This window comes from Bacteroides sp. MSK.20.82 (assembly GCF_019052485.1).
Taxonomy (GTDB): Bacteria; Bacteroidota; Bacteroidia; order Bacteroidales; family Bacteroidaceae; genus Bacteroides; species Bacteroides thetaiotaomicron.
Genome location: NZ_JAHQUN010000019.1, coordinates 1 through 21,916 on the forward strand (window position 1 = coordinate 1; position 21,916 = coordinate 21,916).

A 21,916-nucleotide genomic window follows, 5' to 3' on the forward strand; every position below is an offset into this window, starting at 1 on the left:
AATATTTCATCTTTATTTTCGATTTTTGAAGTGTCAACTTATTCAGTACACTACACATTGAAAACAAGGCAGTGTGACAGCAAAATTTGCCGTCACACTGCCGTCACCTACTGCCGTCACCTCATTAATCACTCATATTCAAGATATTACCCCCAACAAAGTGACAAATGACAGCAATTTATAGTTTTTTATTTTAATAGAGAGACTAGCTGACACGTAAGTATATCATAAGAATGTTAATCCAATTGTTGCGGATGGCAGAGTTTTTTCTTTTTCAAACATTGTATAAAGGCTAAATTCGATTCGCTCATCACTGCAAAGAAATGATTAAATGGCTACTTATTTCCCGGAAACAACCCGTATGCTTTCCGTTTCTGTTCCATCAGCTGCCTGGTTCTTTCTCTATGCAGTGATTTTCTATTAGTCTTTCTTCCCAGATAAAAAGGGAATCCGAATCCGACACTTACATTCAGATCACGGGCGAATGTAGAACTTTTATAGACTCCTCTCTCCACCTTTTCTCCCGTATAAAGGTCTGTTACATATTTACGATAAGTAAATCTCCCCAATGGCTGTATATAATTGACATTCAACAGTAAAAAACAATTTCGACTGAGCTTATAGTTGACAGTAATACCTGCCGAAAGAATAAAAGCATCAATACTCTCACTGCCATAATTACTTTCATCATCCCCTCTATACTCTATTCTATATAATTCATTTCCTCCTTTTTTCTTTAGTTCCGCACAAACACGCTGATAGGAAATGCTATTCACACCAATCCCCAAACGAGGATAAAAAGCCCAATGGGAATTTTCAAAGCGATAAGCAACACCAAAATCCAGACAGGGATTAACGTCCGGTTTTTGCGTTCCCGGTATGAGATTATTCACATAGTAATCCGCTTCGACTGCATGGGCTAATTCAGTATAACAATCCCGCCTATATTTCACGGGAATCCCCAAACGGATATTCGTATACCATCCCCATTTACGCGAAAAGAAATGTTGCAAACGAAGGCTGATAGCAGGAAATACAGATTTCTGATCCGACATTGCAGTGAACATATTTCCCTTCCCCCGATAAGCCAGGTCAAAGTTGGTTCCCACATCCAAGTCTAACTGCAGCAACTTATTCTTGGTAGATGGATCTTTAAGAAACAGACTTTCCTGTGCCTGCGATACAGGCACAACACATGCAGTAAACAATAGCATGGCTAATAAATGTATTTTCTTCATAGACAGCAGATTTAATAGAAAGTAACCGGATCGCTCAGCCGTTCAACCGTTTCACCGCTTTCCATTGTCAGCACTACACGAAAACGGAACTCTCCGCCTGATTGGGGAATGGTCAATAACGCCTTATATATCTTATTTACTTCATCTATCATGGATATAACTCCTCCATTAACAGTAAAATCTGTCTGCTGATCTTTAACAAACGTCTTCGGATAGTCATAAAAGCAGGAAGTGACTTCTGCCCCTGTGGGAAATTCTTCATTAAAAGCTGTTTCCGTAAATATCTGAATCTTTTTGATGCCATCCGATAATACATGGCGAAGATAATGATCGGCGTCATGAGATTCCGGATCTTTTTCCCCCGCATCTGTCAGCAGACGAATCTCCATCATATAAGCTTCTTTGAGAACTTTGTTATCAACAGCCTCCTTAGGTTTCTCACCTGCATTATCCCAATGATATAACTCCACTTCTTTCAAAGTGCAGGAAATGTCTATCGGTTCAGCCCAATCCTGTTCATCGCAAGTCATGGCTGTCACCACCAGAAACAGTAATGATAGTAGTAGCTGAGTCAAGTGCTTTTTCATACGCATTATTCTATTAGTTTTCACAAAGTTAACCTTTTTCTAATAGAAAAATGCGCCAAAAAGCCTTTTACTGCTTATTGGCGCATTTTTTTCTTGATTTTATATCGGTTAGTCCAGCGTAAACTTCTGAGAGCCGATCAGATTACCGCCCTCGAAGATATCCAAACGATAGTTTCCGGCATACAAAAACTCTTCTACATCCCAGAATACATTCACGTTCTGTTCCTCACCGTTGTATTCGATATACTTTTTGATGGAGTAAGTCAGTGTACGGTTTTCGTAAGAGAAAGTGTTGGATGCACTCTTGGTCAGTGCGTCATTATCCGGTTTGGTGATACGTATATAGATGGTACGTTCGCCATTCTCTGCCGTAATATTCTTCACGACTGTAAAGCTGATAGCCAGCTTCACGATGTCTTTCACTTTCTTTGCAACCTTCCCCCGTTTATTGCGCGGTTCGATACGGATATTGGTCACATCGAGCTGGGCAGCCAGTGTCACCTTCTTATCCAGATTCTCCTTTTCTTTGGAAAGTGTACTGATTTGCTGTGAAGCAGTGTTGTATTTCTGAGTAACGTCTGCAATCACCTGTTGCTGACGTTTATTGATTCTGTCCAGTGAGTCTATCTGATTGACGTAGCCTACCAATATCTTACGCAAAGTGGCAAGCTCCTTTTTCAAACGACGGATTTCCGTTGCATTCGAGCTTTTCACGGTACGGAGTTCTTCGAGCAATCGTTGAGTTTTCAATTGCTCCTGCTCCAGCAACAGTGCGAGAGAGTCATTAGTTACCGTAAACTTTAACTCATCATACTTTTGCACAAACTGGCTATACTCATTCTCCAAATCTTCCTTATCCAACTGAAATTCCTGTACCAGCTCGCGATTGGCTTTCTTTTCAGTAAACAACAAATAAGTGATGCCGATAATCGCTATCACCAAAACAGCTACAGCTGCAATAAGAAGGCTTTTTTTGTTCATAGTTCCAATTGTTAATCGATAACGGGCACAAAAGTAATCATTTCGTAACAGAGTAACATAGTCTTGGGCATTTTCTTTAACGAAAATTATTACGGAAAAATTTCTTTAATTAGGATTATCGTTGTAATTTTGTCGCGCTAAAAAGCATGAAATAAATTATCAACTTTTTAAATATATAGTATTATGTCAAAAGTAACCGTAGTAGGCGCAGGTAACGTAGGTGCTACATGTGCAAATGTACTTGCTTTCAATGAAGTAGCAGACGAAGTAGTAATGCTGGACGTTAAAGAAGGCGTTTCAGAAGGTAAAGCAATGGATATGATGCAGACAGCTCAACTGTTGGGTTTCGACACAACTGTAGTAGGCTGCACTAACGACTATGCTCAGACTGCTAACTCTGACGTTGTTGTAATTACTTCAGGTATTCCTCGTAAACCGGGTATGACTCGCGAAGAACTGATCGGTGTAAACGCTGGTATCGTTAAATCAGTGGCAGAAAACATCTTGAAATATTCTCCCAATGCAATCCTTGTTGTTATCTCTAACCCGATGGATACAATGACTTACCTGTCATTGAAAGCTCTGGGCTTGCCGAAGAACCGCATCATCGGTATGGGTGGCGCACTGGACAGTTCTCGTTTCAAATATTTCTTGTCTCAGGCTTTGGGCTGCAACGCCAACGAAGTAGAAGGTATGGTTATCGGTGGTCACGGTGATACTACTATGATTCCTTTGACTCGCTTCGCTACTTACAAAGGTATGCCTGTAACTAACTTCATCTCTGAAGAAAAACTGAACGAAGTGGCTGCTGCTACTATGGTAGGTGGTGCTACTCTGACTAAGTTGCTGGGTACTTCTGCATGGTATGCACCGGGGGCAGCAGGAGCATTCGTAGTTGAATCTATCCTTCACGACCAAAAGAAGATGATCCCTTGTTCAGTATATCTGGAAGGAGAATACGGTGAATCAGACATTTGCATCGGTGTTCCTGTAATCCTTGGCAAGAACGGTATCGAAAAGATCGTTGAACTGGATCTGAACGCTGACGAAAAAGCTAAGTTCGCTGCCAGCGCAAAAGCTGTTCACGGAACAAACGCCGCTTTGAAAGAAGTAGGTGCTCTGTAATTAGCAATCCCCTTACATTTATATAAGCTAAGAAAGGCTGTCCTTCGCTATGAGGGACAGCCTTCTTTCTTTTCTATCCAATAGCTGTCATTCACTCTTTACATTCTGAGAAACCCACATTCCAATGTCCTGTTTACTCAAAGCAGCCGCCATAAGGTCCGGAAACTTATCCGGAGTACAGGCAAATGTCGGCACTCCTATGGAAGCGAGAAACTCAGCATGCCCCTTGTCGTAGGACGGAGCACCGTCATCGTTCAACGCCGGAAGAACAATCAACTGCACACCGCTATTGACCAACGAGACAAATTTCTTTCTCATTTCTCTGGAGTCTCCTCCTTCGTAAAGGTCAGTCACCAACACCATCACCGTGTCCTGCGGACGGGTAATGACTCCCTGACAATAAGTCAGCGCACGGGCTATATCGGTTCCTCCCCCGAGCTGTACCCCGAAAAGCAGATCCACCGGATCTTGCAAATCATCCGTCAGATCAACGACTGCCGTATCAAAAACCACCATACGGGTAGATACCGCCGGAATGGATGCCAACACAGAACCGAATATGCCGGAATAAATGACCGACGTCCCCATAGAACCGCTTTGATCCAGACACAGGATAATGTCTTTCATCGCTTTCCGTTTACGCCCGTAACCAATACGGATTTCGGGAATAATCGTCTTATAGTCCGGTTGGTAGTTTTTCAGGTTCTTGGTAATGGTCGTTTTCCAATCTATCTCATTGTAACGCGGGTTCCTGCGACGGCTGGAACGGTTCAAAGCACCGGTTACCGCCTGTTGCGTAGGAGCCGACAGTTTGCGAAGCAACTCCTCAACCACCTTGCGGACTACCTGGCGTGCCATCTCCTTATTCTTTTCGGGAATCACCCGGCTTAACGACATCAGGGTGGCAACCAGATGAACATCGGGGACGACCGTTTCCAGCATTTCTTTTTCGGTAAGCAGACTAGTCAGATTCAGACGTTTTATAGCATCCCGCTGAATCACCTGTACCACTGTCTGTGGAAAGAACTCACGGATATCTCCAAGCCATCGGCTTACTTTGGGAGCCGAGGAACCCAGCCCCCCTCTTCTGTCACTATCATATACAGCTTCCAGAGAATGGTCTATCCGCTGTTCTTCCAGATTCAATGTCACGCCTGTACCGTCAGCCTCATCGCCGCCCAGTATCAGACGCCACCTTTTCAGTAATTCTTCTTCCATCTTCTTTCCTTTACTTTGTTTCCAGTCCCAATAATTGACGAATCACGGGGATTACCTTCTTTGCTTCTTCCCGATTCAGGCACTCATTCTCCGTTACCGAAGCTCCTACGGCAGATGAGGTGCCCGTAGAATCCGTACGACGGGCTTTCTCACCCAGCTTACGGCGTTCGGCAGAGGTAAATTCGCTGAAAGTACGCCTTAATACAGGCAACAGTTCCATAAATGTTTCTTTGTCCTGCGAACATACCCAGTTATTCACCAAATTCCAGAGACGGTCGTCCAGCAACAGGATCGAACCGGATGAACGTAAAAAGCCTTCGAACCAGTATGCCATATCTGCCGGAGCATTGCCAACGGAAGAATAAAAACTGAGTGTCGTCTCCATCTCCTCTGCGGAGATTTCCCCTTTGTCATTCAGCAGACGGGTAGCATAACCGGACAACAACGGATGCACATTGGCAGAAGAACGTACCTGACCGATGAAATTGCGCCACATCAGGTTCAGTTCTTCCCGATTCAGAATGGAGAGCGCATAGTCCGTGGCAACCAATTTATTCAGAAGATCACCGGCAGCCTCTTCATCAATATTGATACACACCAATACACCACCCGCAAGAATACGGGCAATCATGGCTTCGAGCATATCACCGACCTTCGAGAAATCAAGGTCACGCACGTTTCCGTAACGGACGATATTCACCAGATCGGGGACCGCCTCCATCATTTCCAGAATATCGGTAGAAGCAGCCGAAAGACGGTCCAACTGTACGGTCATCGCTTCCACCAGCGCCGGAAGATCGGCAGGGAGGACCGTACTCAACAAAGCTGTCAGTTCCGGGATATGCTGAATCTCCGCCATCTGTTTCAACAGATATTTCTGCGTAGCTTCCATCACCGTGTTTCCCCAGATAGCCCGTTCAATGATTTGGATGATTTGTTCCGGTTTGTGATACAAGGTCCATTTTTCCTTGAAAGTACCTTTCCCGTCTATCCGTCCGAGGATAGTCCAGTCAATGCCCAGCAGTTGCAGGCGATGGAAGAAGATACTTCGCTCCAGATCATTCGGCTTGCGGAGGTCTAATATCAGTTCTTTGATCTCGGCGGTGAACGGAACACGCAGACGTTTTTGTATTTTCTCCACGTCTACCAGCAGAGGCACTTTGGGAACGTCATCAGGTACACTTCCCAAGCGGTTGCTGATGATCAGTTCTTCTTTGATAATCTGCAACAAAATATCATCTCCGAAGCCCATCACCGTAGTGACAGCTTCGTTATATTCATTCAGAGAAGGATAAGGCAGATCTCTCAAAGCAGCCGTCACCTGTGCCAGACGGACGGTTTCAATAACATGGGCTACCGAGATATCCATATTCTTCTGCCGCAACAGGGAGGCGATCCGGCTCACCCAAAGCGTGCCATCATCCTCCGGATGATGCCAGAGATAATGATACCAGCCCGGAGATTCGATTCCCGCACCGTACCCGCTGCGGAAAGCAAGCCGGTCATACGTCCACGGAATCCATGTACATTCTACCTTTACTTTGGGAAGTCCCTTCAGTAGTTCATTATCGTCCTTTACTTTGGGCATATCGTCCAGTGCGGGTACATGCCATGCACCACAGACGACGACAATACGTTCGAAATTCTCCTTCTGTGCCGCACGTATCATTTTACGCATCCACGCTTCACGTATCAGGTCACGCGGAGAGGTGTGCCCCGGAAGTTCTTCCCGAAGAGCAGTCACAGCCTCTTGTACCGCCTGAAAAATATCGGCAGGTTCTTGCCGGTGTTCAATCATAGTTTCCCACCAGGATTCACCATCGGTAAATCCTGCGGCATGAGCCAGCCAGTCGAACGGGTCGCCGGCTTCTGCGACTTCAGCGGTCGTTTCCGTCTCCTGTTCAGAGGTCTTTTGTGCCCGAAGAGCCAGCGAATAGATCAGGGGCAAGTCGAAAAAGCGGAAAGGTATCCGGTTCTGTACGGCATAACGCATCGCCTGCCACTCGGGCGAGAACTCCGCAAAAGGGTAGAACACTGCATTCTGAGGCTCGTCCGGCTGGTATGCCAGCAAAGCTACCGGAGGCGTCATCTGCGGATTTTCCACACAGGGCAGCAGCGCTTCAGCTTCTGCCGGACCTTCTACCAGAATCAGATCCGGTTGCAGTTCCTGCAAGTAGTTCAGCACATTGCGGCACGAGCCGGGACCGTGATGCCTGATGCCTAGTAAATGAATAGCCATTTCTTCCTTTCTTTTTAAATCATATCCCTTGAAGCACGGTAAATATCTTTCCAGCCGTCCCGATTCTTCACGACCGTTTCCATATATTCCTGCCAAACGACTTTATCCTGTACGGGGTCTTTGACCACTGCACCCAAAATACCGGATACGAGATCTTCAGCATGAATTTCTCCGTCACCGAAATAACCTGCCATCGCCAGTCCGTTGTTTACCACCGAAATAGCCTCTGCCGTGCTAAGCGTTCCGCTCGGAGTCTTCAATTTCGTCTTACCGTCGGCAGTAGCACCCTGACGAAGTTCACGGAAGATAGTAACGACACGGCGAATCTCCTCCAGAGCAGGCTTTTCAGCCGGGAGCTGCATTACTTTCTCAAAGCTCTCTACCCGTCGGCGAACAATATCTATTTCTTCATCAATAGAATCCGGCAAGGGAAGAATGACCGTATTGAAACGGCGCTTCAAGGCGCTTGACAGATCATTGACCCCCTTATCCCGATTATTAGCAGTAGCGATGATATTGAAACCGCGGATTGCCTGTACTTCTGTATTCAGCTCCGGGATGGGCAATGTCTTTTCAGAAAGAATGGTGATCAGTGTATCCTGCACATCGGAACCGATGCGTGTCAGCTCCTCAATACGGCCTATCTTACCTTCCTGCATAGCTTTCATTACCGGAGTTTGCACCAATGCCCCCACACTCGGACCTTCCGCCAGCAAACGGGCATAGTTCCATCCGTAACGGATCGCTTCTTCACCGGTGCCGGCCGTACCCTGCACTATCAAAGTGGAATCACCGGAAATAGCAGCGGCAATATGCTCGCTCACCCAGCTTTTCGCAGTTCCGGGCAGTCCGTAAAGCAGCAGCGCACGGTCGGTGACAAGGGTTGCCACAGCTATTTCCATCAGACGACGGTTACCTATATATTTAGGAGAAACTTCAAACCCGTTTTTCAATTTACCGCCCATCAGGTAGGTAACCACTGACTGCGGAGACATCTCCCAATTCTCCGGAACGGGATTTGTTTCATTCTGTTTCAACTCGTGAAGTTCTTCTGCAAATTGCTGTTCAGCATGTTGTCTTAATAAAGTGCTCATATCTTCTTTCTGTTTTTATTAGTCATTATTTAATAAGGTATCTATTCTCTGCTTCAAATCCATGTATTCCATCATCAACCGGCAAAAACGAGTGGAGGTATTATTCTCCTGTGCGGCCGTTGCAAGCGCTGTCTGTTCGATGGGTTTTCTCATCTCGGACGGGAAATATAATGCCAGTTGTTCGGCTGTCTCCTTAGGAAGATAGTAATTATTCCGAAGCATCCGCTGGAATACACGGGTGGAGAATTTCATTCCCCATCCGATGCCGTCTTCGTTGAACCAGCTATCCGGAATATAGCCGCCTCTGTCCGACTGAAAAGCTATTTCCTCCCGTTGGAAGGAAGGCAATAAACCCATCAACGCGTCCGCCATTTTTTCATCCGCATTCTCCTTCAAGGTATGATATGCCCAACCGGAGTCGCTGAAATTCAGGATTGGTTTCGACAGGTCGAACAGTTTCTGAAAAGGAGGGTTCTTCGCCAGTTTGCCGGCAGCCTTCTCCGGCGCACAGTCATAAAACTCACTCCAGAAACTTAATGGAACACGTTCCGCCAACTGGCGTAACAAGAAACGATCATCCTTCTCGTTTTTATTGGAACTCACTTCTTCAAGTCCCAATTTCTTCATTTCAGGGGTAAATTCAATCTTATCATACGACCATCCCAAAAGGAAATTGAAATGTAATTTCCCCCGCAATAATTCTTCGTATATTTTCACCAGTTCGGAGTCCGGCAGACTACACAATAATCGCCGGGCCGTTTCTTTGACATTACTGCTCCGGTCGGTCGCCACGATCTCTTGCAGGAATGCTTCGTCTGATTTACTCAACCCCCACCGCAAACACTGAATCAGTTCATCCCGATGGGCAGCCGACTCATTCTTCAGTTCGGTCTGCAATAAGGCAAGCCCCTGCTCCGGACTATTTTTCCGCAGATTGGACAACATTCGTTTCCGTTCTTCGTGAGAGGCGGTTTCCCAAGTTTCATTACCGGATTCTCCCCATACGGGAAATCCCATTTGCGGAAGAAGCCAACGTCCTCTTTGCCCTGTCAGCAGAGACAGCCAGTGCTGTTCCTCATACCTGTAGGGATTATTCCGGTCAAAAGCTCTTCGCAATAAAGTTTGCAGATAGGCAGGAGGGATCAATTTTCCTTTGTCGGCAGCTTTCCGGTAAGCATACAGCAAAAGAGACTGATTTTTATTGAGATACAGGGAAGTAAGCAACTCTCCCACTTCACGGAGGAAGTAAGGTTTGTCTTCTTCCGGAGCTTCTGTCACATTGACAACTCCTGCAATGGATTGCGCTTCCACTCCGGCACGTGCAAAGGCAAAGCCCAAAGCGGACTGCTGATAGAAGAGAGCTTCCGCATCCTCTGCTTTCACCTGAATGTCGCGGAGAGTTTCTTGCAACTCTTCCGGAAAATCAGTCGTTATCAGTTCACGGGTGGCAGTGCCAAGCAATGCCACATTGATGATATGATCAGTTAAGTTCATCTTTCCAAAAATAAAATTCAGATTGATACCAGATTGTTTTCAATTCACAGGAAACGGCGTCTGCCAGCAAAAAAGCCGAGAAGGGTTTTCCGCCTGTTATAGCCAGTATGTCAACACGTGCAGTCTCTTCGATATGCACCGGAACGGCCATACCTCCGGCATCCTGCAGATAGTGCGTATTTCCGCTTGTTACCAGCCTGACATTGTCCACCAAGAGAGGAACTTCCTCCGCAAACGGATGAGTCTGTATAACTGCTCTGTAAGATTGCATGGCAACCGGTATATCGGCACACAATGAAGGCAGGAAGGTACTATCCAGCCATTTCATGTTTTTGGGCAGGGCACGCAAGGCACCAACACCCTGATAAAAATACAACTCTCCTTCATAGACACCACCGGGAACCAGATTAAATTCCGGCAACGCTCCGGGAGCCAGAAAGTTTAAATAGAGGGCCATACGGTGACTGGACTTCCCGTACAACCAGAAAGTTTCTGTCCGCAGCTCATTTATCTTCCGGCTTCTGGTATGCAAAACGATCCATTGGTCTGCCACCGGTACGCCGGACATCACTTCTTCCTTCGCCTGCGGATATCCTACCTGAGTACGGATTTCCGTTTGCCACTCAGCAGAAAGAGAATCCAGATTCTTATAACTTTCTGTCAGAAGATACAGTTTACTCAATTTGTCGGTAAGCTCATATTTCCAACTGTCTGTATAGTAATTGATTTCCTGTAGCGATCGTAACCTGCCCGCCAATCCGCCGGCCTGCGCATCAATCATCCTGCGGGATATGGGTTCAAATAGTGTATGTGCTCTTTCCGGGATATTCAGCAGCCCGTTGCGGAGCAAGTCTTTCATCCAGATCTGAAGATCATCCATTCCGGCCAATACCTTCTGATGGCGCACGGCCTGCCTCTTGGCCTGTGCCGCTTCATCCACCGGAGTTTCCGATTTCTCTTTCCGTTCTTTCTTCTCCGCCTTCTCTTCACGTTTGGAGAGCCATGCCGTTACCCAGTCCGGTTCCTCCGCTTCCTTAAAAAGATCAGCATGGGAAGCATACATAAATAAAAGCCCCACCCCATGTTTACACGGAAACTTACGGCTGGGACAAGAACATTTGAATGCAATATTCTTTGTATCAACGACTGTTTGATAAGGCGTTTTTCCACTTCCTTGGCAGTGTCCCCAGATGGCGCGGTCACTATGCTCCAGAAGTACCCACTTAGTCCGGTTCGCCAGCCCTTTTCCTGCTTTGACAGACGCAGCGTCCGGAGCGAGTTGAGCGATTTGTTCTTCTGTCAGATTTAATAACATTATAGTATGTTTATCATGTTTCAAAATGCAAGTATAGCATATTTTCCAAAGAGAAGCATTTAAAAAAAGCTAATTCATTTTGCGTTTTCACAGAAAGCACATACATTTGCATCGTTGTTTATGCAATTATTGTTTAAGTCAACAAGTATAAAAAAATGAACTATCTCAATAAACAATTTATATGATAACGGGGTTATTTAAAAAAGAAGTATCACCTTATTAATATGTAAGATGCGATGAAAAAACTATTTCTTCTGACAATTCTGTTGAGCCTGACTTTTATAGTAAAAGCGCAAAGCTTCCTAAGCCTAGATAGTTGCCGCGCATTAGCTCTTGCCAACAACAAAGATCTGTTGATAAGCAATGAAAAAATAAATGCCGCTCATTATCAGCACAAAGCTGCATTTACCAACTACCTGCCCAGTTTCTCGGCTACGGGAACTTACATGAGAAATCAAAAAGAATTTTCATTATTGAACAATGACCAGAAAGCGGCGCTTTCGGGATTGGGGACCAATCTGGCCGGTCCGATACAACAGACGGCCACAGAGATTGCTACCGCACACCCAGAGTTGAGACCGCTTATCGCTTCTTTAAGTGAAAAGTTAGGAGCTGCCTTGCCCGCCCTCGACCAGGCAGGAAATTCACTGGTGGATGCGCTCCGCACAGATACAAGAAATGTATATGCAGGTGCCATCACGCTGACACAGCCATTATACATGGGCGGCAAAATCCGTGCATATAACAAAATCACAAAGTATGCCGAAGAGTTAGCGCAACAGCAACATCAAGGAGGCATGCAGGAGGTTATCATGAGCACTGACCAGGCTTACTGGCAAGTCATATCCTTAGTGAACAAGAAAAAACTGGCCGAAGGCTATCTCAAACTTTTGCAGCAGCTGGACAGCGATGTGGAAAAGATGATTGCCGAAGGAGTTGCCACAAAAGCCGACGGTTTGTCCGTGCGTGTGAAAGTCAACGAAGCGGAAATGACACTGACTAAAGTGGAAGACGGATTAAGCCTGGCCCGAATGTTGTTGTGTCAACTATGTGGCATTGATCTCAGCTCTCCTATCACGTTGGCAGACGAAAATATGGAGGACATTCCACTGCTCACACCGGAGACCCACTTCGACATGTCCACCGCTTACGCCAACCGTCCAGAGATACGCAGCCTTGAACTGGCTACTCAGATTTATAAACAGAAAATAAATGTTACCCGCGCCGAACATCTTCCGTCCATTGCGTTGATGGGAAATTATATGGTGACCAATCCTTCCGTATTCAACAGCTTTGAGAACAAATTCAAAGGAATGTGGAATGTGGGCGTTATGGTACAGATACCTATCTGGCATTGGGGGGAAGGCATTTACAAGACCAAAGCCGCCAAGGCAGAAGCACGAATCGCACAATATCAGCTTCAGGATGCGAGAGAAAAGATCGAATTGCAAGTCAACCAGTCCGCTTTTAAAGTAAAGGAAGCCAGTAAAAAACTGGTAATGGCAACCAAGAATATGGAAAAGGCTGACGAAAATCTCCGTTATGCCACGTTAGGCTTCAAAGAAGGGGTCATTGCCACCAGCAATGTCCTGGAAGCACAAACGGCATGGCTGTCCGCCCAATCGGAAAAGATTGACGCACAAATCGACGTGAAGCTGACGGAGATTTATCTGAAGAAGTCTTTGGGAACGCTGAAATAATGGACAATGGACAATTGACAATTAAAGACTGAGGTATTCAATCAATTTATTATTCGTAATTTAAAATTCATCAATAATATGGCACCTATAAAATCACAAAACAGCAATATGCTGCTTGCATTTCTTACTTTACTGGGAGTTATTGCAATCGTTGCAGTCGTTGGCTTTTTCATGCTCCGCAAAGGTCCTGAGATTATTCAGGGGCAGGCTGAAGTTACCGAATACCGCGTTTCAAGCAAAGTTCCGGGACGTATACTGGAATTTCGTGTGAAAGAAGGACAAAGCGTAAATGCCGGAGATACACTGGCTATTCTGGAAGCCCCCGATGTAGTGGCTAAAATGGAACAGGCACGTGCCGCCGAAGCTGCCGCTCAGGCACAAAACGAAAAAGCAATCAAAGGTGCACGTGAGGAACAGATTCAGGCAGCCTATGAAATGTGGCAGAAAGCTCAGGCAGGTGTTACGATTGCCGAAAAATCATATAAGAGAGTCAAGAACCTGTATGAACAAGGAGTGATGCCCGCACAAAAGCTGGACGAGGTTACCGCACAACGTGACGCTGCCATCGCTACCGAGAAAGCTGCCAAAGCACAATATACTATGGCAAAGAACGGTGCGGAACGTGAAGACAAGATGGCTGCCGAAGCGCTGGTGAACCGTGCCAAAGGAGCTGTTGCCGAAGTAGAATCTTACATTAAGGAAACCTATCTGATTGCTCCGGCTGCCGGAGAAGTTTCCGAGATTTTCCCGAAAGTAGGCGAACTGGTAGGCACAGGTGCTCCTATCATGAACATAGCCGAGCTCAATGACATGTGGGTGACTTTCAATGTACGCGAAGACTTGCTCAAAAACCTGACTATGGGAGCAGAATTTGAAGCTGTTGTTCCCGCGCTGGATAATAAAACAGTCAAACTCAAAGTATACTATCTGAAAGACTTAGGTACTTACGCTGCCTGGAAGGCAACCAAGACTACCGGCCAGTTCGACTTGAAGACATTTGAGGTAAAAGCTTCTCCGATGGAAAAAGTGGAGAATCTTCGTCCGGGTATGTCCGTTATCATTAATAAATAATCATGAAAGAGAGAAAGAAGAAATATGTAGCCTTATGGCAAGTCATGCAGAGGGAGTGCAGGCGGTTAGTATCACGCCCGCTCTATCTCTTTTGCATGGTCATCGCTCCATTATTCTGCTACCTATTTTTCACAACCCTGATGGATTCGGGACTTCCGCAGAATCTTCCGGCGGGCGTGGTAGACATGGATGACTCATCTACTTCACGCAACATTGTCCGCAATCTGGATGCTTTCTCGCAAACAGGTGTCGTAGCTCATTACAGCAATGTGACGGACGCGCGTATCGCTGTGCAGGAAGGCAAGATCTACGGTTTCTTCTATATCCCGAAAGGCTTGTCGGCAGAGGCACAAAGCCAACGGCAGCCCAAAATCTCTTTCTACACCAATTACTCCTATCTGATTGCAGGTTCTTTACTATTCAGAGACATGAAAATGATGGGAGAACTCACCGCCGGCTCTGCGGCAAGGAGCGTACTGTACGCCAAAGGGGCTACGGAAGATCAGGCAATGGGTTTCCTGCAACCGATCGTGATCGACACGCATCCACTGAACAATCCGTGGCTGAACTATTCGGTATACCTGTGCAATACACTGATACCGGGAGTACTCATGCTGCTCATCTTCATGGTCACCGTTTATTCTATCGGTGTAGAAATCAAAGACCGCACTGCCCGTGAATGGTTGCGAATGAGTAACAATTCCATTTACATTGCTTTGGCAGGCAAACTGCTTCCGCATACGGTGGTCTTTTTCATAATGGGGATATTCTATAATGTATACCTGTATGGTTTTCTGCATTTCCCCTGCAACAGTGGCATCTTCCCGATGATATTCGCCACGCTCTGCCTTGTATTGGCATCCCAGTGTTGCGGCATCGTCATGATAGGTACACTGCCTACACTCCGCCTCGGATTAAGTTTTGCCTCCTTGTGGGGAGTGATTTCATTCTCCATCTCCGGTTTTTCTTTTCCGGTGATGGCAATGAATCCTGTTTTGCAGGCCTTGAGCAACCTGTTTCCGTTACGTCATTATTTCCTGATTTATGTAGATCAGGCGCTCAACGGATACAGCATGGCTTACTCATGGTCCAACTATATGGCATTATTAATATTCATGATGCTTCCCTTCTTTGTGGTTCACCGCTTGAAAGAAGCATTGGTTTACTATAAATACATACCCTGATGAAAGATATAAAATTTAAAGACAAGATAGCCCAAGGCATCAACGACCTGTTTTATATCTGGAAGCGCGAGTTTCAGACAACTTTCCGCGACCAGGGGGTACTGATTTTCTTTATCCTCGTCCCACTGGGCTATCCGTTACTGTACAGCTTTATCTATGACAATGAAGTGGTACGAGAAGTTCCGGCCGTTGTAGTCGATGACTCTCATTCATCCCTGAGCCGCGAATATCTCCGGAAAGTGGATGCCACACCGGACATTCAGATTGTTGCCTATTGTGCCGATATGGAAGAAGCCAAGCAAATGCTGAAGAACCGGCTTGCATACGGCATCATCTATATACCATCTGATTTCAGCGACAACATCGCCAAAGGGAAACAGACGCAAGTCAGTATCTATTGCGACATGAGCGGATTGCTGTACTATAAATCCATGCTGATCGCCAATACGGCCGTATCATTGGATATGAATAAAGATATAAAGATCGCGCGTAGCGGGAACACGACCGGGCGACAGGACGAAATCACCGGTTATCCGATAGAATATGAAGAGATTTCCATCTTTAATCCTACAGCCGGTTTTGCCGCTTTCCTGATTCCTGCCGTATTGGTACTGATCATACAGCAGACACTATTGCTCGGAATCGGACTGGCAGCAGGAACTGCCCGGGAAAACAACCGGTTTAAAGACCTTGTCCCCATCAACCGGCATTATAACGGAACGTTGCGAATTGTACTTGGCAAGGGGCTAAGTTACTTCCTTGTGTATGTACTGGTATCATTTTACGTGCTGCATATCGTGCCAAGACTATTCAGCCTCAACCAAATCGGGCAACCCGGTTCACTGGTATTATTTGTCGCCCCCTATCTGGCAGCTTGCATTTTCTTTGCAATGACCACCTCCATCGCCATTCGCAACCGGGAAACCTGTATGCTGATTTTTGTATTCACTTCCGTACCGCTGCTGTTTATTTCCGGTATCTCGTGGCCGGGAGCCGCCATTCCTCCGTTCTGGAAATATGTTTCTTACATTTTCCCGTCCACATTCGGCATCAACGGCTTTGTGAAGATCAATAATATGGGAGCTACCTTAAGCGAGGTCGCCTTTGAATACAAGGCACTGTGGATACAAGCAGGCGTTTATTTCCTCACCACTTGCTGGGTATACCGCTGGCAAATACTGATGAGCCGGAAACACGCCATAGAGAGATATAAAGAACTGAAAGAAAAAGAGAATCTGGCCAAACAGATGACCGATTGAGACAATTAAGAGAGAGAGTTTAGTACGATGTGTGCTTCTTCGGAAGTATACATCGTTTTTCTTTATAGGAAGAGAAATTTCTTTATGGGAGGAAATGAAAAAGTCCTCCGCTCCATCTATTGGGCAGAGGACTTTATGAATGGTATTATAAAGAGAATATAATTCAATTAGAATTTGTAACCTACTCCGATAGAGAAGTTGATGTTCTTAGGAGAGCCACTGGCATCATACACTTTAGTCAAACCAAATTCTCCGGTCAGGTCGACAAAGAATCTGTTGATTTCGTAAGCAACACCCACTCCAAGTCCGAAGTCAAATCTTTTACCTCCGCTGTTGTCACCAAAGAAATCTTCCTTAACGCCATTCATCTTGTATTTACCGGCAATACCGCATGCCAGATACGGACCGGCTTTTACAACTACATTTTGTCCGTCTACCACAGCAAATCTTGCAGCAGCCATTACCGGCAGTTCCAGGTACATCGGATTAGCCTTGATATCACCCAGTTTTGCACCTTTCTGAGTAAACATCAACGAAGGCTGAATAGACCACATATCAGTAAACTGATATTCCATTCCCACTCCAACATTAAAACCTACTCTCATGTCCGTATCAGCGTCTCCTGTGAAATTACTCATGTTCATACCTACCTTAGCATTCCAGGAAATCTGAGAATAAGAAACGATAGAAACAAGTGCAAACAGCACAAAAATCAAACCTTTTTTCATATCAGTCATTTTTTTAGTTTGCCTCCCTCCTCCCTCCGGGCTGCATAGTTAATAGCTTCATTATCGAGTACGGGGAATCTTTCAAGCTTTGCTTTGTGTTGAAACGCACTCTCCTTTTATTAACATACGTTCTATTATACTCTACAAAAGTATTTCATTTATTTTATATAAAAAAGCCACGATAGGCTTTTTGTTCACCTAAATGTCCTAAAGATTGCTTATTTGGATGAATATAACGTTTATCCACATTATTTTCATGCTTACGAGAATTAGGGGCTTTTACCCGCAAATCACCCCATTCCAAACAGGCATTTACAATATTTAACCGACTAGCTATTGCTTTATTACGAAATATTCGTAGCTTTGCGAAAGAATCGTAATTAAACATCATCTCCATGGAAAAGTTAACTATACAAGAAGAAGAAGTAATGATCTACATTTGGGAGTTACAAGACTGTTTCGTAAAGGACATCGTATCCAAGTTTCCGCAACCGGCACCACCTTATACCACCGTTGCGTCCATCGTGAAAAATCTCGAACGGAAAGGATACGTTAAATCGAAACATATAGGGAATACCTACCAATATACTCCCTCTATTCGTGAAAATGAATACAAACGCCACTTCATGAGTGGAGTTGTCCGCAACTATTTCGAGAACTCCTATAAGGAAATGGTTTCTTTCTTTGCAAAGGACCAGAAGATATCTACGGATGACCTTAAGGACATTATCGAACTGATAGAGAAAGGAAAAGAAAAATAAACTGAAACTTTATCGATATGACTCCGGAACTTGCCTATTTCTTAAAGATAAACGTAGCCATCGCATTGTTCTACGCTTTCTATCGGTTGTTTTTTCATAAAGACACCTTCTTCCACTGGCGACGGACCGCTCTGTTATGCTTCTTTGGCATCTCTCTGCTCTATCCCTTACTGAATATTCAAGAGTGGATAAAGGAGCAGGAGCCGATGGTGGCAATGGCAGATCTTTATGCTACGATCATACTTCCGGAGCAAATCATCGAGGCACCACAGGAAACAACGGCCAACTGGCAGGAGCTAATCCCACAAATTCTGGGATTTATCTACTGGACCGGTGTATTACTTCTTGCCCTACGCTTCCTGATCCAGCTGGGCAGTATCATACGATTGCATTTCCTATGCCCGAAAAGCACGATACAAGGATCACGTGTACACATATTAAAGAAAGGTACAGGCCCCTTTTCCTTCTTCCACTGGATATTCATACATCCGGAATCGCATACAGAATCCGAGATCAGCGAAATAATCACGCATGAAGAGACTCATGCCCGCCAATATCACTCAGCAGATGTACTCGTCAGCGAGATTATGTGTACTTTCTGCTGGTTCAATCCCTTCGTCTGGCTGATGAAACGGGAAGTCAGAGGTAATCTGGAATACATGGCAGATCACCGGGTATTAGAGACGGGACATGATAGTAAATCATACCAGTACCACTTGCTGGGACTGGCACATCACAAGGCTGCAGCAAATTTATCTAATAGTTTCAATGTTTTACCACTTAAAAATCGTATCAAAATGATGAATAAACGAAGAACCAAAGAAATAGGAAGGACTAAATATCTGATGTTCCTTCCCTTGGCTGCCCTGTTGATGATTATCAGCAACATCGAAGTAGTAGCTCGTACAACGAAAGAATTTGCCAAAGAAATGATGGCAGCACCGGAAGAACAAGGTGTTTCGCAAACCGAACTCGCCAATGGTCCGGAACTTCCCGATGGAATGACGGGAGTAGCGACATTACAGGATAAAAAAGGAATGCAGAAAACAAAAGAGGTAGCTCCTCCTCCCCCTCCGGCACCCGTTAAAAGTGCTACTGTAAATGATTCTGTCGTATTTGAAGTTGTAGAAGAAATGCCCGACTTCCCCGGTGGACAATCAGCATTGATGGAATATCTCGCCAAGAACATCAAATATCCGGCAACAGCTCATGAAAATGGAAAGCAAGGACGTGTGATTGTGATGTTCGTAGTCAAAAAAGACGGTAGTATTTCCGACGTTAAAACAGTTCGAGGCGTAGACCCCTATCTTGACAAGGAAGCTGAACGAGTGATTGCTGCCATGCCTAATTGGAAACCCGGCAAGCAAAGAGGACAAGCTGTGAACGTAAGATTTACGGTTCCCGTAACTTTCCGTCTGTCCGGTCCGGAACCTGCAAAACCGGCAGAAACACCCGAAGCAGTAGCAATAGAAAAGTTTGAAGAGGTCGTAGTGGTGGGCTATGGTCCTAAAGAAGCCACACCCAATAATGAACCAACTTTCAAAGTCGTAGACGAGATGCCTAAATTTCCCGGAGGACAGGAGGGATTAATGCGCTACTTAGCCAAAAATATAAAATATCCGACTATGGCCCAGCAGAATAAGGAACAAGGAAAAGTGCTGGTCCAGATTGTCATCGGAAAAGACGGTAACGTGTCGAATATAAAAATATTAGAAGGCGCGTCGGCATGGTTGGACGCTGAAGCGATTCGTGTAGTGCGGGGTATGCCTAAGTGGGAACCGGGAAAACAGAACGGACAAGCCGTTGCCGTAGAATATACATTCCCTATTACATTCCGACTTCAATAAGCAAAACCGAAAATATCATTATTCCCCTAACAAGTAAATAACAGAAAAAAGGAGCAATCGTAAACGATTCTGCTCCTTTTTCTGTTTTCGCATAGATAATTACAATAATATGATTACATTTGTTGGAGATAAAAGCCTAATCGTATGAAAAGATTCGCATTAATGATAAGTTTGCTGCTAAGCATACTTTGTATGACACAAGCTAAAGACAGAATCGTAGAACGTCCTCCCTTTTTAGCTCAGAGTTCCTCAAGTATAGAGATAGACAAAATTGTCATGAGTGACACAGTCACCACTGTGTATATCAAAGCTTTCTATCGGCCCAAATACTGGATAAAGATCGCAACCGGCAGTGTACTGAAAGACAACAATGGCAACCTATACCCTGTCCGGAAGGGAATCGGCATTACACTGGACAAAGAGTTCTGGATGCCCGAATCCGGCGAAGCCGAATTCCAATTAACTTTCCCACCCATTCCTCAAAACGTGACTTGCCTGGATTTCTCTGAAGGAGACTTTGAGGGAGCATATAAGATATGGGGCATACAGCTGGACAAGAAAACATTCAGCAAGTTCAAACTGCCTAAAGACGTTACAGTCACCAAAGCAGACCATAAAACGACGCTGCCCGAACCAGTCGTTAAATACGCCAAAGCAATTCTCAAAGGAAGAATCCTTGACTACCAAAAAGGGATGCCCAACAAAGGCAGTCTTTATTTTCAAGATGTAATAAGAGACGAAGCTCAGGAAGGAAAAATCCGCATCCAGGATGACGGAACGTTTTATCATGAGATGAATGTCTTCATGGTCACCCCATGCATGATCAGGTTTCCTTTTGGAGCTGTCAGCTACTTATTAGCACCGGGAGAAACCACTTCGGTCGTTATCAATCTTCGCGAAAATGCCCGCAAGCAGTCACATCTCCGCCAAGCAGAAAAGCCATACGGAAAAGAAATCTATTACGGAGGTTATTTAGCCGGAGTACAGCAAGAACTGGCTGATCATCCTATGAGTTTCAGTTTCACTGAAGGTAATAGTTATGAAGAATACCAACAACAGATTAAAAAGCTGAATGGTAAAACAGCTGAAGAATATAAAGCTCAAATACTTGCCCGACTCCCTGAGTTCAGAAAACAAATCACACAGTCGAAAGGAAGCCCTGCATATAAGGAGATTATTAATACAGACCTCGAATTGTCTGCCGCACTAAAGATTATCGAAACTGAAAGGAACTTGAAATTAGCTCATATCATGACGAATGGGCTGGAAGGAGAAAAAGCAAATAAATACTATGCCGAGACTAAGATTGATATTCCGCAAGGATATTATGAAAGTCTTCAGGACTTCACGTATATCCTTTCACCTAAAGCCTGTTACAACAGCAGATACCCGATACTGTTTGACATCATACGCCGTATAGGTATAGATGATAAGATTCTTAAGAGTCTGAGCAATCATACAGCTGCCAGTTACTTAATACAAAATCTGAAGGCACAGATGATTGGAGTCTCCATGAGAGATCTCAATCCACTTAACGATAAGCAAAAGGCAGAACTGTCAACGATGCCCGCAGCATACAACGACATGGCTCTGGCTATGAACAACGACCTGCTGAAACAAATAGAAATCAACAAGAAGAAAACAGGATTCACCGTTAATGAGACAGGAGAAGTTTCGAATGAAGATTTATTCCCCTCCATTATCTCCAAATTCCGGGGACATACGCTGTTAGTTGATTTTTGGGCAACATGGTGTGGTCCATGCCGGTCTGCCAACAAACAGATTCTCCCGATGAAAGAAGAACTGAAAGACAAAGACATTATCTACCTTTACATCACAGGTGAAACGTCTCCACTGGGAACCTGGAAAAACATGATTCCTGACATTCACGGAGAACATTTCCGTGTGACGGATGAACAGTGGAGCTATCTGCGTGAGAAGTTCAGTATCCGGGGCGTTCCTACTTACTTTGTTATTGACAAAGAAGGAAACATCACTTATAAACAAACCGGATTCCCCGGAGTGGACACCATGAAAGAACAATTGATGAAAGCATTGGAAAAGTAAGATCATCT

The 21,916-nt window shown here is 45.0% G+C and carries 18 protein-coding genes; 8 read left to right on the forward strand and 10 right to left on the reverse strand.

Annotation, left to right across the window (positions count from 1 at the left end):
• Positions 1-335: 335 nt before the first annotated feature.
• The 3 genes from KTR07_RS15790 to KTR07_RS15800 all read right to left on the reverse strand — a co-directional run bounded on the left by KTR07_RS15790 (position 336) and on the right by KTR07_RS15800 (position 2,806).
• The gene (locus tag KTR07_RS15790) at positions 336-1,238 is read right to left on the reverse strand and encodes a hypothetical protein (protein WP_113748840.1); all 903 of its coding nucleotides are present in this window, start codon (positions 1,236-1,238) and stop codon (positions 336-338) included.
• Between the two features lie 11 nt (positions 1,239-1,249).
• Positions 1,250-1,825 carry a DUF5034 domain-containing protein gene (locus KTR07_RS15795; RefSeq protein WP_229072757.1) on the reverse strand — a complete coding sequence of 192 codons (576 nt, stop codon included), beginning with the start codon at positions 1,823-1,825 and terminating at the stop codon, positions 1,250-1,252.
• 108 nt (positions 1,826-1,933) lie between these two features.
• A complete protein-coding gene (locus KTR07_RS15800) occupies positions 1,934-2,806 on the reverse strand; it encodes a hypothetical protein (RefSeq protein ID WP_008764168.1) in 873 nt (290 codons plus the stop codon).
• A gap of 183 nt (positions 2,807-2,989) precedes the next feature.
• Here KTR07_RS15800 and mdh point away from each other — a divergent pair, with 183 nt between their 5' ends.
• The gene (gene mdh, locus KTR07_RS15805; RefSeq protein ID WP_008760830.1) at positions 2,990-3,931 is read left to right on the forward strand and encodes a malate dehydrogenase; all 942 of its coding nucleotides are present in this window, start codon (positions 2,990-2,992) and stop codon (positions 3,929-3,931) included.
• A gap of 87 nt (positions 3,932-4,018) precedes the next feature.
• Here mdh and KTR07_RS15810 read toward each other — a convergent pair whose 3' ends face one another.
• Genes KTR07_RS15810 through KTR07_RS15830 form a run of 5 tightly spaced genes read right to left on the reverse strand, consistent with a single transcriptional unit; the run spans position 4,019 to position 11,291 of the window.
• Positions 4,019-5,149: a VWA domain-containing protein gene (locus KTR07_RS15810; RefSeq protein WP_010536536.1), complete on the reverse strand. Its 1,131-nt coding sequence runs from the start codon at positions 5,147-5,149 to the stop codon at positions 4,019-4,021.
• Between the two features lie 10 nt (positions 5,150-5,159).
• Positions 5,160-7,388, reverse strand: coding sequence for a DUF5682 family protein (locus KTR07_RS15815; protein WP_117981653.1), 2,229 nt, complete (start codon positions 7,386-7,388; stop codon positions 5,160-5,162).
• 14 nt (positions 7,389-7,402) lie between these two features.
• Positions 7,403-8,482: an AAA family ATPase gene (locus KTR07_RS15820; RefSeq protein WP_008760828.1), complete on the reverse strand. Its 1,080-nt coding sequence runs from the start codon at positions 8,480-8,482 to the stop codon at positions 7,403-7,405.
• Positions 8,483-8,500: 18 nt separating this feature from the next.
• Positions 8,501-9,976 (reverse strand): DUF5691 domain-containing protein, encoded by a 1,476-nt coding sequence (locus KTR07_RS15825; RefSeq protein WP_117981652.1) that lies wholly within the window; start codon positions 9,974-9,976, stop codon positions 8,501-8,503.
• Entirely contained in the window at positions 9,963-11,291 is a 1,329-nt protein-coding gene (locus KTR07_RS15830) for an SWIM zinc finger domain-containing protein (protein ID WP_117981651.1), read from the reverse strand. Before KTR07_RS15830 ends, KTR07_RS15825 begins: the two co-directional genes overlap by 14 nt.
• 236 nt (positions 11,292-11,527) lie before the next feature.
• Between KTR07_RS15830 and KTR07_RS15835 the strand changes: the two genes are divergently transcribed.
• From KTR07_RS15835 to KTR07_RS15850, 4 genes are all read left to right on the forward strand, one after another.
• Positions 11,528-12,991, forward strand: coding sequence for a TolC family protein (locus KTR07_RS15835; RefSeq protein ID WP_008764161.1), 1,464 nt, complete (start codon positions 11,528-11,530; stop codon positions 12,989-12,991).
• Between the two features lie 78 nt (positions 12,992-13,069).
• A complete protein-coding gene (locus tag KTR07_RS15840) occupies positions 13,070-14,062 on the forward strand; it encodes an HlyD family secretion protein (RefSeq protein WP_011109013.1) in 993 nt (330 codons plus the stop codon).
• A gap of 2 nt (positions 14,063-14,064) precedes the next feature.
• Positions 14,065-15,246: an ABC transporter permease gene (locus KTR07_RS15845; RefSeq protein WP_008760823.1), complete on the forward strand. Its 1,182-nt coding sequence runs from the start codon at positions 14,065-14,067 to the stop codon at positions 15,244-15,246.
• The gene (locus KTR07_RS15850; protein WP_117981650.1) at positions 15,246-16,505 is read left to right on the forward strand and encodes an ABC transporter permease; all 1,260 of its coding nucleotides are present in this window, start codon (positions 15,246-15,248) and stop codon (positions 16,503-16,505) included. The genes KTR07_RS15845 and KTR07_RS15850 overlap by 1 nt, the downstream gene beginning before the upstream one ends.
• 167 nt (positions 16,506-16,672) lie before the next feature.
• Here the strand turns inward: KTR07_RS15850 and KTR07_RS15855 are convergent, their stop codons facing one another.
• Positions 16,673-17,233 carry a porin family protein gene (locus KTR07_RS15855; protein ID WP_070751130.1) on the reverse strand — a complete coding sequence of 187 codons (561 nt, stop codon included), beginning with the start codon at positions 17,231-17,233 and terminating at the stop codon, positions 16,673-16,675.
• A gap of 163 nt (positions 17,234-17,396) precedes the next feature.
• Positions 17,397-17,630 (reverse strand): hypothetical protein, encoded by a 234-nt coding sequence (locus KTR07_RS15860; protein WP_011109010.1) that lies wholly within the window; start codon positions 17,628-17,630, stop codon positions 17,397-17,399.
• On the opposite strand from KTR07_RS15860, the gene KTR07_RS15865 reads away from it, so the two are divergent.
• The 3 genes from KTR07_RS15865 to KTR07_RS15875 all read left to right on the forward strand — a co-directional run bounded on the left by KTR07_RS15865 (position 17,629) and on the right by KTR07_RS15875 (position 21,908).
• Positions 17,629-17,994: a BlaI/MecI/CopY family transcriptional regulator gene (locus KTR07_RS15865; RefSeq protein ID WP_008764156.1), complete on the forward strand. Its 366-nt coding sequence runs from the start codon at positions 17,629-17,631 to the stop codon at positions 17,992-17,994. The genes KTR07_RS15860 and KTR07_RS15865 overlap by 2 nt on opposite strands.
• A gap of 17 nt (positions 17,995-18,011) precedes the next feature.
• Positions 18,012-19,841 (forward strand): M56 family metallopeptidase, encoded by a 1,830-nt coding sequence (locus tag KTR07_RS15870; RefSeq protein WP_011109009.1) that lies wholly within the window; start codon positions 18,012-18,014, stop codon positions 19,839-19,841.
• Between the two features lie 144 nt (positions 19,842-19,985).
• Entirely contained in the window at positions 19,986-21,908 is a 1,923-nt protein-coding gene (locus KTR07_RS15875) for a TlpA disulfide reductase family protein (RefSeq protein ID WP_181981972.1), read from the forward strand.
• Positions 21,909-21,916 lie beyond the last annotated feature (8 nt).

Excerpts from the sequence above, each read along its gene's own strand:
- KTR07_RS15790 (WP_113748840.1), bottom strand. The coding sequence starts at position 1,238 with ATGAAGAAAATACATTTATTAGCCATGCTATTGTTTACTGCATGTGTT.
- KTR07_RS15795 (WP_229072757.1), bottom strand. The coding sequence starts at position 1,825 with ATGAAAAAGCACTTGACTCAGCTACTACTATCATTACTGTTTCTGGTG.
- KTR07_RS15800 (WP_008764168.1), bottom strand. The coding sequence starts at position 2,806 with ATGAACAAAAAAAGCCTTCTTATTGCAGCTGTAGCTGTTTTGGTGATA.
- mdh (WP_008760830.1), top strand. The coding sequence starts at position 2,990 with ATGTCAAAAGTAACCGTAGTAGGCGCAGGTAACGTAGGTGCTACATGT.
- KTR07_RS15810 (WP_010536536.1), bottom strand. The coding sequence starts at position 5,149 with ATGGAAGAAGAATTACTGAAAAGGTGGCGTCTGATACTGGGCGGCGAT.
- KTR07_RS15815 (WP_117981653.1), bottom strand. The coding sequence starts at position 7,388 with ATGGCTATTCATTTACTAGGCATCAGGCATCACGGTCCCGGCTCGTGC.
- KTR07_RS15820 (WP_008760828.1), bottom strand. The coding sequence starts at position 8,482 with ATGAGCACTTTATTAAGACAACATGCTGAACAGCAATTTGCAGAAGAA.
- KTR07_RS15825 (WP_117981652.1), bottom strand. The coding sequence starts at position 9,976 with ATGAACTTAACTGATCATATCATCAATGTGGCATTGCTTGGCACTGCC.
- KTR07_RS15830 (WP_117981651.1), bottom strand. The coding sequence starts at position 11,291 with ATGTTATTAAATCTGACAGAAGAACAAATCGCTCAACTCGCTCCGGAC.
- KTR07_RS15835 (WP_008764161.1), top strand. The coding sequence starts at position 11,528 with ATGAAAAAACTATTTCTTCTGACAATTCTGTTGAGCCTGACTTTTATA.
- KTR07_RS15840 (WP_011109013.1), top strand. The coding sequence starts at position 13,070 with ATGGCACCTATAAAATCACAAAACAGCAATATGCTGCTTGCATTTCTT.
- KTR07_RS15845 (WP_008760823.1), top strand. The coding sequence starts at position 14,065 with ATGAAAGAGAGAAAGAAGAAATATGTAGCCTTATGGCAAGTCATGCAG.
- KTR07_RS15850 (WP_117981650.1), top strand. The coding sequence starts at position 15,246 with ATGAAAGATATAAAATTTAAAGACAAGATAGCCCAAGGCATCAACGAC.
- KTR07_RS15855 (WP_070751130.1), bottom strand. The coding sequence starts at position 17,233 with ATGAAAAAAGGTTTGATTTTTGTGCTGTTTGCACTTGTTTCTATCGTT.
- KTR07_RS15865 (WP_008764156.1), top strand. The coding sequence starts at position 17,629 with ATGGAAAAGTTAACTATACAAGAAGAAGAAGTAATGATCTACATTTGG.
- KTR07_RS15860 (WP_011109010.1), bottom strand. The coding sequence starts at position 17,630 with ATGGAGATGATGTTTAATTACGATTCTTTCGCAAAGCTACGAATATTT.
- KTR07_RS15870 (WP_011109009.1), top strand. The coding sequence starts at position 18,012 with ATGACTCCGGAACTTGCCTATTTCTTAAAGATAAACGTAGCCATCGCA.
- KTR07_RS15875 (WP_181981972.1), top strand. The coding sequence starts at position 19,986 with ATGAAAAGATTCGCATTAATGATAAGTTTGCTGCTAAGCATACTTTGT.